General features: G+C 53.7%; 12 protein-coding genes. 6 read left to right on the forward strand and 6 right to left on the reverse strand.

Annotated features, from left to right (window positions below; all coding sequences use genetic code 11):
- Nucleotides 1–41 precede the first annotated feature (41 nt).
- Genes AB9F27_RS11425 through AB9F27_RS11440 form a run of 4 tightly spaced genes read right to left on the reverse strand, consistent with a single transcriptional unit; the run spans nt 42 to nt 3,201 of the window.
- Nucleotides 42–461 (reverse strand): DUF934 domain-containing protein, encoded by a 420-nt coding sequence (locus tag AB9F27_RS11425; RefSeq protein ID WP_335585487.1) that lies wholly within the window; start codon nt 459–461, stop codon nt 42–44.
- Nucleotides 458–1,240 carry a phosphoadenylyl-sulfate reductase gene (locus tag AB9F27_RS11430; RefSeq protein ID WP_335585486.1) on the reverse strand — a complete coding sequence of 261 codons (783 nt, stop codon included), beginning with the start codon at nt 1,238–1,240 and terminating at the stop codon, nt 458–460. The genes AB9F27_RS11425 and AB9F27_RS11430 overlap by 4 nt, the downstream gene beginning before the upstream one ends.
- On the reverse strand, nt 1,230–2,900 hold the full coding sequence (locus AB9F27_RS11435) for a nitrite/sulfite reductase (protein WP_335585485.1): 1,671 nt from the start codon (nt 2,898–2,900) through the stop codon (nt 1,230–1,232). The genes AB9F27_RS11430 and AB9F27_RS11435 overlap by 11 nt, the downstream gene beginning before the upstream one ends.
- A complete protein-coding gene (locus AB9F27_RS11440) occupies nt 2,893–3,201 on the reverse strand; it encodes a DUF2849 domain-containing protein (RefSeq protein WP_335585484.1) in 309 nt (102 codons plus the stop codon). The genes AB9F27_RS11435 and AB9F27_RS11440 overlap by 8 nt, the downstream gene beginning before the upstream one ends.
- Before the next feature lie 205 nt (nt 3,202–3,406).
- On the opposite strand from AB9F27_RS11440, the gene AB9F27_RS11445 reads away from it, so the two are divergent.
- Nucleotides 3,407–3,868: an Lrp/AsnC family transcriptional regulator gene (locus AB9F27_RS11445; protein ID WP_335585483.1), complete on the forward strand. Its 462-nt coding sequence runs from the start codon at nt 3,407–3,409 to the stop codon at nt 3,866–3,868.
- A 66-nt stretch (nt 3,869–3,934) separates the two neighbouring features.
- Here AB9F27_RS11445 and AB9F27_RS11450 read toward each other — a convergent pair whose 3' ends face one another.
- Complete coding sequence (locus AB9F27_RS11450) at nt 3,935–5,116, reverse strand: cytochrome P450 (RefSeq protein WP_335585482.1); 1,182 nt, start codon at nt 5,114–5,116, stop codon at nt 3,935–3,937.
- A gap of 89 nt (nt 5,117–5,205) precedes the next feature.
- Here AB9F27_RS11450 and AB9F27_RS11455 point away from each other — a divergent pair, with 89 nt between their 5' ends.
- The 5 genes from AB9F27_RS11455 (at nt 5,206) to AB9F27_RS11475 (ending at nt 11,586) form a co-directional block, all read left to right on the forward strand.
- Nucleotides 5,206–6,972, forward strand: coding sequence for an ATP-binding protein (locus tag AB9F27_RS11455; RefSeq protein ID WP_335585481.1), 1,767 nt, complete (start codon nt 5,206–5,208; stop codon nt 6,970–6,972).
- A gap of 4 nt (nt 6,973–6,976) precedes the next feature.
- Nucleotides 6,977–8,200 carry a sigma-54 dependent transcriptional regulator gene (locus AB9F27_RS11460; protein WP_335585480.1) on the forward strand — a complete coding sequence of 408 codons (1,224 nt, stop codon included), beginning with the start codon at nt 6,977–6,979 and terminating at the stop codon, nt 8,198–8,200.
- A 233-nt stretch (nt 8,201–8,433) separates the two neighbouring features.
- Nucleotides 8,434–9,435: a DctP family TRAP transporter solute-binding subunit gene (locus AB9F27_RS11465; protein ID WP_335585479.1), complete on the forward strand. Its 1,002-nt coding sequence runs from the start codon at nt 8,434–8,436 to the stop codon at nt 9,433–9,435.
- Nucleotides 9,436–9,523: 88 nt separating this feature from the next.
- Nucleotides 9,524–10,192: a TRAP transporter small permease gene (locus tag AB9F27_RS11470; RefSeq protein ID WP_335585478.1), complete on the forward strand. Its 669-nt coding sequence runs from the start codon at nt 9,524–9,526 to the stop codon at nt 10,190–10,192.
- Entirely contained in the window at nt 10,192–11,586 is a 1,395-nt protein-coding gene (locus tag AB9F27_RS11475; RefSeq protein ID WP_335585477.1) for a TRAP transporter large permease, read from the forward strand. Before AB9F27_RS11470 ends, AB9F27_RS11475 begins: the two co-directional genes overlap by 1 nt.
- 107 nt (nt 11,587–11,693) lie before the next feature.
- Here the strand turns inward: AB9F27_RS11475 and tpiA are convergent, their stop codons facing one another.
- A complete protein-coding gene (gene tpiA, locus AB9F27_RS11480; RefSeq protein WP_335585476.1) occupies nt 11,694–12,428 on the reverse strand; it encodes a triose-phosphate isomerase in 735 nt (244 codons plus the stop codon).
- Nucleotides 12,429–12,488: the final 60 nt, after the last annotated feature.

The raw sequence follows: 12,488 nt of genomic DNA on the forward strand, positions 1-12,488 counted from the left end.
GCCCTCTGTGTCTGGTCTATAAGGGATTTTGTGCGGCGTTTCTAGGCGCGTAGCCGCGACTGATAGTCATGGTCTTGCCATTTCACGCGAAACGCCCACTCCTCGGCGGGTTGACGGGCCGCGAGGGCGTCAGAAATTTCCACTTCGTCAAAACCTGAGCGGCGGGCCATAGCGTATTGATCCGAGATCACATGCCCCTTGGCGCGTAGGCGGCCCACAAATCCCATCAAGCGCAAACGGCGCGCGATGGTGAAGCCGCGCCCATCGGCGGAGGAGGGAAAATCCACGCGGATCATGTCGATATCCGACAAATGACCCTCGAGGCTAGCAGGGTCGCAATCGCTCGGAAGGTCAACGGCGACATTGATAGCGCCTTTGGCAACGGGAAGGTCTTCGAGCGTGAGAAAGGCATCGACCCAATCGTCGGTTCCAAAGCCACTGTCGTTAATCAGTACTGTCATTGTCCGGCTCCTTGGGTCGCTGAGACCGAGGTTTGTTCCACAGGTAGGGGGCCGCGCACCATTTTGCCATCGACAAAGTGGATGCCGCATTCGACCTTTTCTTGGCCGCGCCAACGGCCCGATCTAGGATCTTCGCCTTCGGCGACGGGGCTTGTGCAGGGCGCACAACCAATCGAGGGGTAGCCTTTGGCCACTAAGGGGTGGCGCGGCAGGCGGTTGTTTTCCATATAGGCCCGCAAATCTTCAGGCGCCCAATAAGCGAGAGGGTTAACTTTGATACGCGTGTCATCTTCGTTTTCAAAGAAATCCAGAGCGACACGGCTCCCCGCTTGAAAGCGTTTGCGCCCTGTAATCCAAGCGTCAAATCCGCCCAATGCCTTTTGCAAGGGCTCCGTTTTGCGCAGGGAACAGCATGCGTCCGTATCGCGCTGATTAAGTGTGCCGTCGGGATCGATCTCGGCGATATCGGCGTCACTCGCGCGGATGACTTGCACATTGGTCAGGCGCAAACGCTCAGATAACTCCATTTGATACTCAAGCGTTTCCGTAAAAAGCATTTCCGTGTCGATAAAGACGATCGGCGTGCTGCGATCCATGATCGAAATCATGTGCAACAGCACCACAGATTCTGCCCCGAAGGATGAAACCAAGCCAATACGTCCGACTTGCGGGTCGCTCAACGCACGTTCAAGGACCGCCGTTGCGCCGTGATGGGCATAGCGCGTGTTGAGTTGCGCAACCCGCTCTACGACCGAAAGGTTCAGTGGATCATGCAGCATTACGCTTCGCAGCCTCCGGATAAAGGACGTCTTTGAACGGCGCCATGCCCAAGCGGCGGAAAGTCGCGAGGAATGTTTCATCGTGGTTTAGACGCAAATCAAGATAGCCCATGATCAGACGTTCAATCGCAGGGACAATCTCGTCATAAGCAAATCCAGGGCCTGCGCGTTCGCCGATCACGGTTGTTTCTGTACCGTCACCGCCAAGGGTGATTTGGTAGTTCTCGACGCCAGCGCGATCTAGACCAAGGATGCCGATATGGCCCACGTGGTGGTGACCACAGGCATTGATGCAGCCTGAGATTTTGATTTTGAGCGCGCCAATTTCATGCTCCAGTTTTAACTCGTCAAACCGTGTAGCAATTTTCTGGGCCACGGGAATGGAACGGGCCGTTGCGAGGGCGCAATAATCCATGCCGGGGCAGGCGATAATGTCGGAAATCAGCCCGATGTTGGCTGTCGCCAAGCCCGCGGCGCGCAATTCGGCGTGAATCGCGGGTAGGTGGCGTTTGTGAACATGCGGCAGGATCACGTTCTGCTCATGGCTGATGCGCAATTCATCGTGCGCATAATCCCGCGCGACCTGTGCCAATACGCGCATTTGCGCGCTGGTTGCGTCGCCGGGGGTTTCGCCATGTGCCTTGAGCGAGATTGTCGCGATTGCGTAACCAGAATGTTTGTGCGGCGACAGGTTGGTGTCGGCCCACGCGCGAAACAGTGGATCCGCATTGTAAGCAGCATCATAGGCGTCGTCCGGCGCGTCCGAATAGATTGGGGGTGCAAAATACGTCGCGATTTCAGTAAGCAAAGCCTGATCGCCACCCGCAAAGGTTGGGCGCAATTCGGCGAAACGCTCTTCTACAAGGGCACGAATGGTATCGAGGCCATTTTCGTGGACCGTGATTTTTAGGCGAGCTTTATATTTATTATCCCGACGTCCCAAGAGGTTATAAACGGAAAGGACAGCCTCAACATAGGGCAACAAAACCTCGCGCGGCAAGAAGTCGTTAAGGACCTTACCCACCATTGGCGTGCGGCCAAGGCCACCCCCTATGAGGATTTGATAGCCTGTTTCTCCAGCATCATTTTCAACGATATTGACCGCCAAATCGTGAGATTTCAGAACCGCGCGATCCGCTTTGCTTGCGCCAACTGCGATCTTGAACTTGCGGCCCAAGAATTGAAACTCGGGGTGGTCGGTGGACCATTGACGCAAAAGCTCGGCTACGGGACGTGGGTCTTCGATTTCGTCAACAGCAGCCCCCGCAAACGGGTCGCTGGTGACGTTGCGAATGGTGTTGCCGGAGGTCTGGTTCGCGTGCATTTGCACATCGGCCAGCGCGTCGAGCATATCTGGCACGTCCGACAGTTTGGGCCAGTTGTATTGGATGTTCTGACGCGTGGTAAAGTGGCCATAGCCTTTGTCCCACGTGTCGGCAATATAAGCGAGCTGGTCCATTTGCGCGGAGGAAAGCGAGCCGTAGGGGATGGCCACGCGCAGCATATAGGCGTGAAGCTGGAGATAGAGACCGTTCATCAAACGTAGGGGTTTGAATTCGTCCTCTGTGAGGCTGCCCGAAATGCGACGTTCAACTTGTTTGCGGAATTGTGCGGTGCGTGCGCGCAGGAAAGCTTCGTCAAAATCGTTGTACTTATACATTTGGGAGCTCCGCCTGTTTTCCGTGGTTGTAGTTTGAGGGGCCAGCTGCGCGAAATTCTTCGCGGAAGTGGACAGGGACGGGGCCCGCATCGCTTGCGACAGCATCCGCAAGGTAGGCCCCGACAATCTGACCTACTTGAGCTTCGGCCAATTGAAGGCGCACCGCAGCGCGCACTTCGTCGGTGAGTAGTTCAGCATCTGCATGCCGATGCGCCCATTTGCCATCGGCGCTGAGATAGACCACATCCCCAGAGATGAGTTCATTGGCGGTGACAACTTTTGGCGTAAAAGCACGGGCCATTACAGAAGCTCCTTTGGTTCGGGGACGCGAGGTTTTATGGCCTCAAACTCAAACGAATTTTGAGATTGCGTCTAAATACGTTGATACTGACCTCTAATATAGGATATTTTCCCTAATTATTGCTATGCCCTCTTGCTAATAAGGAAGAATGTTCCGATTGTCGCGCGCAGAAGAACATGAGTTCTGGAATTAGGAAGGAATTGGGATGGCTGTCCGTTTGGATGATGTAGATCGGAAAATCCTGAGTGAGCTGCAGCGCGATGCTGCGCAGTCTTTGGATGATATCGCGACGAAAGTGGGTAGTTCCAAGACACCGGTTTGGAATCGTATCAAGAAAATGAGGGAGGCCAAAATCATCGGCCAGCAAACGGTGGTTCTTGATGCGGAGGCGCTTGGGTTTGAAGCCTGCTTCTTTGTTCTAATCCGCACGTCAGAGCATGAAGGGGAGTGGCAACAGGCCTTCCTGAAGGCGCTGCTTGAACGTCCCGAAGTGCAAGAAGCGCATCGCCTCGCGGGCGAGATCGATTATATTCTAAAAGTGCGGGTCAAGAATGCGCGGGCTTATGATGTGTTTTACCAAGCCCTGATTTCGGAAGTGCGCATTTACAATGTGACGGCGCTGCTTTCGATGGAAGAGATCAAATCGACAACGATGTTGCCGCTTTAGGGTTTTGCCGAAGAGCCGCCGAGAAAGGCATCGAGCCTTCCTCGGCGGCGGTGCTCATTGCAGGCGTCAGCGCGTTAACATGAGGCGGTCCAAACCGCGGAAATGGTAGATCGGCGCGTATTTCGGCTTTTGGGCGAGTGCCAAATTCGGCATGCGTTCAAACAAAATCGGGAGCGACGTTTGCAGCTCCAACCGGCCAAGGGGTGCGCCGATGCAGAAATGCGCGCCAGCCCCGAAACTTGCGTTAACTTGTTTGAAGCGTTGTGGCTGGAATTGGTCTGCGGCCTCCCATCTTTGCGGGTCGCGGTTTGCCGCGGCGAGCAGGCAGGCGATGCGATCCCCGCGCGAAAACCTATGCGGGCCAATGTCGACATCTTCATAAACATATCGCGTAAACATATGCAGGGGCGGGTCATAACGGAGCATTTCTTCGACGGTTTTTTCGATCGTATCTGACGTCACCACCTCTGCCGAAAAATCGTTCTGGAGCATGGCTTTGAGGCCGTTACCTAACGTATGAACCGTTGCCTCATGCCCCGCGTTTAGCAATAAAACACAGGTCGCAATTAGCTCGTCGGTTGACAGTTTTTCGCCGTCTTCTTCTGCGGCAATCAGGTGGGTAATCAAATCGTCTTGGGGTTTGTCACGCCGAAACGCGATATAGTCGCGCAAGAAGTCAGAAAACGCGCGGCCTGCAGTTGCCGCCGCAATTTCGTCTTCCGTGGTACGCCCCGCTTTATACATGCCAACAATCGCGTGGGACCAAGCGAGGAGGTCAGGTGCGCGCTCTTCTGGCACGCCTAAAAATCGCGCGATAACGATGACGGGAAGTGGTTCGGCAAAATGCTTGATGAGGTCAAATTCCCCCTCAGGCAAGCGGTCGATTAACTCATGTGCAAGCTGAGCGATTTCTGGCCCCAAAGAGGCAATGCGGCGACTGGTGAAGGCGCGTAAAACGAGGCCGCGCAAGCGGGTGTGACGCGGCGGCTCCAATTCCAACATCGAGTGGTTCTCGATAGCCCAAAATCCAGCCTGATGGGCAGGGGGGGCAACAGCCATTTCGGCTGGAACTTCGCGGCCCATACGACGGTCGCGCAGGATCGCATTTACTGCAGCATAGGAAACAGCACAGGGCATGTCATAGTCGGTCCAATGAAACATTGAGCCACATTCCCGCGCGCGTTCGTAAAATGGATAGGGGTCTTGAACAAATGCGGGGTCTGTTGGCGATTGGGAAAGTGTTTTCATGGAAGCCTCGTGAAGTTGAAAACCCAACCTTTCAAATGCGGGTGGTCAAGGCAAGGGCGGATGCCTATCCTGTGGCAAAAGGGGAGCCTATGCCACGTCGTTTTGGTGCAATTATCGCGTATTTATGTGCCGTTACCGGATTTTCGGCGCTGGTTTGGTGGTTTGCTTTTACGGCGGCCCTTACGCCGCTGGCGGAACGTGGACACGCGGACCTTTCGCTTGCATCGGATCGGTTGGTGGGGGAGTTGCAAAGGTTTCAGCAGGTTGGGGTTTTGCTCGCAGATCATCCGTCGCTTTTGAGTCTTGCAAAAGGCGGAGTCGACCCAGACACTTTTTCAGTTTTGCTCGAAGCTGCGGACAAAACAGGCCCGCTTGAGATATTTTTGGTGGGGGCTAATGGCGAGGTTTTGGCAAGCTCTGAAGGGGTAAAGACCAACGAGAGAAACCAAAACTCAAAGGCATATTTTCAGCGTGCGATGGATGGTGCCTTGGGGGCATCCCATTTTTTAATCGAGGATATAGGCGCGCGAATTTTCTATTTTTCTGCGCCGCTGCTCGCGGGAGGTGCCCCCTTTGGCGCGGTGGTTGTCAAAGTCGATATCGAGGCCGTTGAGGAGAGTGATTGGCGAGGGGATCCGCAGGCGATCTTCTTCACGGATGAGGCGGGTGTGGTCTTTGTTTCAAACCGTTCAGAACTGCTGTTTCGGGAACGCAACGCATTGATCCCCTTAGAGAACCCGCATCCGTTCCTTGAACATTCTACGCAGATTATTTCTGGCCATGAGATTTGGCGCACAAATGGGTGGCCGTATATCCCTGCGCGGGCTTTGCATTTGACGCAACCCGTACCGGTGATCGGGATGACGGGCGAAGTGTTGATTTCCACAGCGCCCGCAGAACGAAATGCATGGCTTCAAGCACTTGTGGCGGCGGCGCTTTGTGTGACGTTTGGCGCGTTTCTGTATCTGGCCTCTGAGCGCAGGCGAGGGTTGGCGGACCTTTTGGCAGTCGAAGCAGAAGCCAAAGCTGAGCTAGAGGGGCGGGTCCAATTGCGCACCCAAGAGCTCTCAAATGCGAACACGGATTTACGCCGTGAAATTACCGAACGCGAGGAGGCAGAATCCGCCTTGAAACAGGCGCAAGCCGATCTCGTTCAGGCTAGCAAACTCACCGCCCTTGGGGAAATGTCGGCAGGGATTAGCCACGAATTAAACCAACCACTGATGGCCATTCGCTCGTTTGCAGAAAACGCCGAGGTGTTTTTGGAGCGGGGGAATACCGAAGTTGCAGGCCAAAACCTCGCGAGGATTAGTGAATTGTCGCGCCGCATGGGGCGCATAATCAAAAACCTGCGTGCCTTTGCGCGGCAAGAATATGAGCCGATTACGAATGTCGACATTTGTTCCGTTGTTGATGCGGTTTTGGAGATGAGTGAAGAGAGACTTTTGCGGGAAGACATTGCCGTGGATTGGCAACGGCCCCAAACCAGCATTTGGGCGCGTGGTGGCGAGGTGCGTTTGCAGCAGGTTTTGACCAATCTTTTGGCCAATGCCGCGGATGCAATGGACGCGAGCGCGCTTAAGAAAGTATCCATTCGGATTGACACACAACCTGAGACTTGTCGCATCCATCTGCGTGATTTTGGCCCCGGAATTGACGCCCCCGAAAAGATTTTCGACCCGTTTTATTCGACCAAGAAAATTGGGGCCGCCGAAGGCATGGGGCTTGGGTTGAGTATCTCATATGGCTTGATCCAAAGCTTTGGGGGGAATATCCGTGGGCGTAACCATCTAGAGGGCGGCGCGGAATTCATTGTGGAATTGGCGGCGGCTCGAACCGGTGTGCAGGAGGAATAAGCGCGTGATTTCAAGGGTTTTGCTGGTAGATGACGATGCGCATGTGCGCGAAGCTTTGGGGCAAACACTCGCCTTGAACGATCTTGTACCGACACTTGCTGCGAGTTTTATCGAAGCAAAAGACCACATTTCGGCGGGCTTTCAGGGAGTTATACTAAGCGATATTCGGATGCCAGGAAAAGATGGGTTCCACCTTTTGGAATACACCCAGAATATTGATCCCGATTTGCCAGTTATCCTACTGACGGGCGAGGGCGATGTGCCGATGGCTGTGCGGGGTATTTCGGCGGGCGCGTTCGATTTTATTGAAAAACCCTGTGCGCCCCAAGACCTAGTGCTCGCTGTCCAAAAAGCATTACGCACGCGCAGTCTCGTACTTGAAAACCGTCGTCTGAAACAGCAGCTAGAAAAGGGGGATGCAGCAGAGCGGATGCTCTTTGGACAATCAAAGCCGGCGGATGAGTTGCGAAACCGCGTGCGCATCGTTGCGGCAACCAACGCGGATGTGTTGATCGCAGGTGTGACAGGTTCGGGCACGTCCAAAGTGGCAGAAGTGATCCACCTGTTATCCAACGTTGCGATGTCGACCTTTGATAAAATTGCAGCTTCGGAGTTGAGCGTCGATGCATTGGAAGGCGCGTTGGCCCAAGCGAAAGACGGAAGCCTGTTTATTGACGGTATTGCCTCCATGCCACCTGCAACACAGTTCGCGCTTTTGCAGCATATGGAGCAGGGTACGGGAGCGCGAATTTTGGCGGGCACGTACAAAGATTTGTCCGAATATGTTGAACATGGACGGTTTAATGAGGAGCTGTTTTTTCGCCTCGATGTGATGCGCGTGCGTATTCCAAGCCTGCGCGAGCGCCCGGAGGACATCCCCGTGCTGTTTCGTAATTATGTGCTTTTGGCTTGCGAACAGGCTGCGCTGCCGGTCCCTGAAATCACTCCGGAGGTTATCGCACGCCTTATGGCACAGGAATGGCCGGGGAATGCGCGCGCCTTGATGAATGCGGCAATGCGGTTTGCAATGGGGTTTGCCGAGGTCGACGTTGCGGATGATCTGGGCCTTGCTGAGCAGTTGTCGCGTGTTGAGCGCTCGTTGTTGACCGAGGCGCTGCGCAAGTACAAAGGCAACGCCAGTGAAGTCGCACGGGTTTTGAAACTGCCTCGCAAGACACTGTACGATAAGTTAACGCGTCACGGGATTCGTGCGGAAGTGTATCGATAAATCTGTGTGAAAAACCGCACAGTTCGGTTTTGACGGTGTGTGGAATTTCGCCAATTTGAGGAGCGCAATTAAAATAAATGATATTTTTAGAGATATAAGGCTTTGTTTTTTAAGTACTCTCTCCTAAAGGGACCCGCGGAGGTATTTTCCCTTGAACGTGCACTGTCTGCGCGTGTTTGGTGTGGCATGGTTCATTCGAGCCAACATAATCGGACTTTGGGAGGAGCCCCCGCATGAAATTTATTACTGCAACTGCCGCAATCGTGGCCGCATCTTTTACCGCTAACGCTGCCGCAGCGAGCTGTGAAGAAGGCGAAATCGTCATCAAATTCGCGCACGTAACCGCCGCCGTGAACCACCCGAAAGGGATCGCCGCTTCGTTGCTAGAAAGCCGCGTGAATGAAGAAATGAACGGCGTCGCCTGTATGGAAGTCTATCCGAATTCCACGCTGTATGATGACAACAAAGTTCTAGAAGCGATGCTGCAAGGCGATGTCCAACTGGCCGCGCCGAGCCTCTCAAAATTTGAGAAGTTCACCAAGCAATACCGCATTTTCGATCTACCCTTCATGTTCAAAAACGTCGCCGCCGTTGACGAATTCCAATTCTCAGATGCGGGCCAAGCGATGAAGGACTCCATGCAAAACCGTGGCCTTCAAGGGCTTCAATTCTGGCACAATGGCATGAAGCAATTGTCCGCGAACAAACCGCTTATTTTGCCAACAGATGCAGAAGGTCTAAAATTCCGGGTGCAATCAAGCGACGTGCTTGTTGCACAAATGGATGCCATCGGCGCTTCCCCACAAAAAATGGCTTTCGCAGAAGTTTACGGCGCGTTGCAGCAGGGCGTTGTTGATGGTCAAGAAAACACTTGGACCAACATCTTCGGCAAGAAGTTCTTTGAAGTTCAAGATGGTATCACCGAAACCAATCACGGTATTCTCGACTATATGGTCGTAGCGTCTGTGGATTGGCTGGACAGCTTGGATGCCGATGTGCGGGATCAACTCCTTACAATCCTTGAGGAAGTGACCGTCTCGCGCAATGCCGAGGCGACTATGCTTAACGAAGAAGCCAAAGCTAGTGTTATTGCTGCGGGGAGTGAAGTTCGCGAACTCACAGTTGAGCAGCGTGCCATTTGGGTCGAAGCAATGAAGCCTGTTTGGGAGCAATTCTCCGGCGACGTTGGACAAGAAAATATCGACGCAGCACAAGCGATCAACGCAGGTCTATAAGAACTTCTGGCGCGGAGAGCCTCGGCTTTTCGCGCCCTTTTTCCATCTAAATTTCCGTGTAAGTGCGGCAAAAAAGGGGGGCGGGGACATGCATTCCAATAAAGGCACAAGCCTAATTGATGAAATAGAAGAAACGTTAATCGCAATTATTCTAGGGGCAATGACCCTCATTACATTCGCCAATGTCGTGGTCCGCCAAATGGACGGCAACATTCTATGGGCGCTTGAATCGACTGTTTTCCTCTTTGGATGGCTTGTCTTGCTCGGGGCCTCTTATGCGGTCAAAAAGGGCGCACATCTGGGGGTTGATGCCGTTATCAATCTATTTCCAGCCAAAGGACGCCGAACGTTGGCGCTGATTTCTATCACAATTTGCATCGTTTTCTCGTTCTTGATGCTCAAAGGCGCGTGGGATTACTGGGCGAACTTCGCCAACCTTCCGGGCACAAACGGACGCTGGTTCCCACTGGGTTTTGAAGACTCGTTCCGTGGCAAAGGTTGGTACGAAACCAACGACATCCCACATCCCGCATTTCTAGGCTGGATGGAGGGCTTTTTTAACGAAGGCGTCGCGTATGAAAAATTACCGCGCCTCGTGCCCTACATGGTCCTTCCGCTGTCTATGGCCTTGTTGTTATTCCGCTATATTCAGGTTGGTGTCTCGGTTTGGCGGGGCGATATTGATCGGATTGTGGCCAGCCACGAAGTTGAAGATGAAATCGCAGAAGTGCGGGAACGCCTTGGGGAGCACGGCTAATGGAAGTCTCAATTCTATTTATTATGGTCGTTGGTCTGATGTTGATCGGCGTGCCAATTGCGATCTCTCTGGGGATGAGTTCTGTGCTGTTTTTGCTCTGGTTCTCAGACAGTTCCATGGCCTCCGTCGCACAGACTTTGTTCAGCGCCTTTGAGGGGCACAGTACCCTCCTTGCGATCCCGTTCTTTATTTTGGCCTCAACCTTCATGTCCACAGGAGGGGTCGCGCTGCGGATCATTCGCTTCTCGATCGCTTGTGTCGGGCATATGCGGGGCGGTTTGGCGATTGCAGGGGTGTTCTCGTGCATGATTTTCGCAGCGCTTTCGGGCAGTAGCCCCGCGACGGTCGTTGCCATTGGTTCCATTGTGATCGGGGCCATGGTGAAAGCGGGTTATACCAAAGAGTTCGCCGCGGGCGTGATTTGTAACGCAGGGACGCTTGGGATCTTGATCCCGCCATCGATTGTGATGGTTGTCTATGCTGCGGCGGTGGATGTTTCCGTCGGGCGGATGTTCCTTGCGGGGGTCATTCCAGGCCTGATGGCGGGTTTTATGCTCATGATCGCGATCTATGTCATGGCGCGCATCAAGAACATGCCGAAGGGCGAATGGGCTGGTTGGCGTGAAGTCGGGGCTAGCTTTCACGAGGCGGGTTGGGGTTTGTCCTTGATTGCGGTTATCATGCTTGGGATTTATGGCGTTCCCGGGCTTTATCCAGCGATATTTACCCCCACAGAGGCGGCCGCTGTTGCCTCAGTTTATGCCTTTCTAATCGCGAATTTCGTATACCGCGACATGGGACCGTTGGCAACTGAGGGCGAAGGCAAAAACAAAAGCCTGCTGAAAAAACCACACACACTCGTGACGGCTTTTTTCCACCGTGACACGCGAGATGCGCTCTTTGAAGCGGGTAAGTTGACGGTAACGTTGATGTTTATCATTTCGATGGCTTTGATCCTGAAACATGTTTTGACAGACGAGCAAGTACCCCAAAACGTGGCTAAAGCGATACTTGCGGCTGGATTCGGCCCCATTATGTTCCTTGTCGCCGTGAACGTGATCCTTCTGATCGGGGGGCAATTTATGGAGCCGTCCGGTCTTTTGATGATTGTCGCACCACTGGTGTTTCCAATCGCGATGGAACTTGGGATTGATCCCATTCACTTGGGTATCATCATGGTCGTGAATATGGAAATTGGGATGATTACACCGCCAGTTGGGCTGAACCTTTTCGTGACGTCCGGCGTCGCGGGAATGCCGATGATGAGCGTTGTGCGCGCAGCTTTGCCGTTCCTTGCGGTGTTGTTCGTCTTCCTGATTATCGTGACCTATGTGCCGATCATTTCGACCTTCTTGCCTGATCTGATGATGGGGCCGGAAATTATCACCAACTAACCGCAAATGCGGTGGCGCGGCAGGCCAAAACCTGCCGCGCCCATGGTATTCGGTAGCCGTGCCTTTGGCACGGCGGTTGCGTTTGTAAGGACGTGTTTCGTCTAAAGTCAGGCCAGAGAAAGGGCCGAAATAATCCCGTTGAAATCAGATGCCTTAAGAGAAGCGCCACCAACGAGGGCCCCGTCCACATTGGACGTTGCGAATATATATTCAGCATTTGAGGGCTTTACGGAGCCGCCGTACAGGAGGCGTATGGATTCTGCTGTTTCTGTGCCAAAGCGGTTGGCAAGTTCCGCGCGGATGAAATCATGGACTTCTTCGATTTGTTCAAGGGTTGGGATAAGGCCTGTCCCGATGGCCCATACGGGTTCGTATGCGATCACAGTGTTGCCACCCGTCGCAGCATTTGGGGTGGAATGGGTCAGTTGATCTGCAATAACAGCGAGGGTTTCACCCACTTCACGTTGCGCCAAAGTTTCGCCAATGCAAATAACAGCAATGAGGTTTTGATCCCACGCCGCCGCAGTTTTAGCAGCAACAATTGCATTGCTTTCGCCATGATCTGTGCGCCGCTCTGAGTGCCCCGTCAAAACATAGGTCGCCCCAGCGTCAGCGAGCATAGCAGCCGATACATCGCCTGTATGTGCGCCATTTTGAGCGGCGTGACAGTCTTGGCCACCGATTGCGATTTTGGCATTGGATTGGGCCGCGCGTGACACAAGAGGCGCTGGCGGACAGATCAGAACGTCTATGTTTTCGGGGGACACAAGGTTCGCCAACTCGGACAGATTTGCACCGGTCCCGTTCATTTTCCAATTTCCTGCGGCAAGTTTTCTGCGCATTTTGGCAGTCTCCAGTCGGTTAAATGTTATAACGGGCCGAGGAGATTGCTAGCGGATCAA

It is taken from the genome of Falsihalocynthiibacter sp. CO-5D18, assembly GCF_041205445.1.
Taxonomy (GTDB): domain Bacteria; phylum Pseudomonadota; class Alphaproteobacteria; order Rhodobacterales; family Rhodobacteraceae; genus Falsihalocynthiibacter; species Falsihalocynthiibacter arcticus.

Bases quoted from the DNA above. Each gene is read 5' to 3' on its own strand.
- AB9F27_RS11425 (WP_335585487.1), bottom strand. From the start codon at position 461: ATGACAGTACTGATTAACGACAGTGGCTTTGGAACCGACGATTGGGTC.
- AB9F27_RS11430 (WP_335585486.1), bottom strand. From the start codon at position 1,240: ATGCTGCATGATCCACTGAACCTTTCGGTCGTAGAGCGGGTTGCGCAA.
- AB9F27_RS11435 (WP_335585485.1), bottom strand. From the start codon at position 2,900: ATGTATAAGTACAACGATTTTGACGAAGCTTTCCTGCGCGCACGCACC.
- AB9F27_RS11440 (WP_335585484.1), bottom strand. From the start codon at position 3,201: ATGGCCCGTGCTTTTACGCCAAAAGTTGTCACCGCCAATGAACTCATC.
- AB9F27_RS11445 (WP_335585483.1), top strand. From the start codon at position 3,407: ATGGCTGTCCGTTTGGATGATGTAGATCGGAAAATCCTGAGTGAGCTG.
- AB9F27_RS11450 (WP_335585482.1), bottom strand. From the start codon at position 5,116: ATGAAAACACTTTCCCAATCGCCAACAGACCCCGCATTTGTTCAAGAC.
- AB9F27_RS11455 (WP_335585481.1), top strand. From the start codon at position 5,206: ATGCCACGTCGTTTTGGTGCAATTATCGCGTATTTATGTGCCGTTACC.
- AB9F27_RS11465 (WP_335585479.1), top strand. From the start codon at position 8,434: ATGAAATTTATTACTGCAACTGCCGCAATCGTGGCCGCATCTTTTACC.
- AB9F27_RS11470 (WP_335585478.1), top strand. From the start codon at position 9,524: ATGCATTCCAATAAAGGCACAAGCCTAATTGATGAAATAGAAGAAACG.
- AB9F27_RS11475 (WP_335585477.1), top strand. From the start codon at position 10,192: ATGGAAGTCTCAATTCTATTTATTATGGTCGTTGGTCTGATGTTGATC.
- tpiA (WP_335585476.1), bottom strand. From the start codon at position 12,428: ATGCGCAGAAAACTTGCCGCAGGAAATTGGAAAATGAACGGGACCGGT.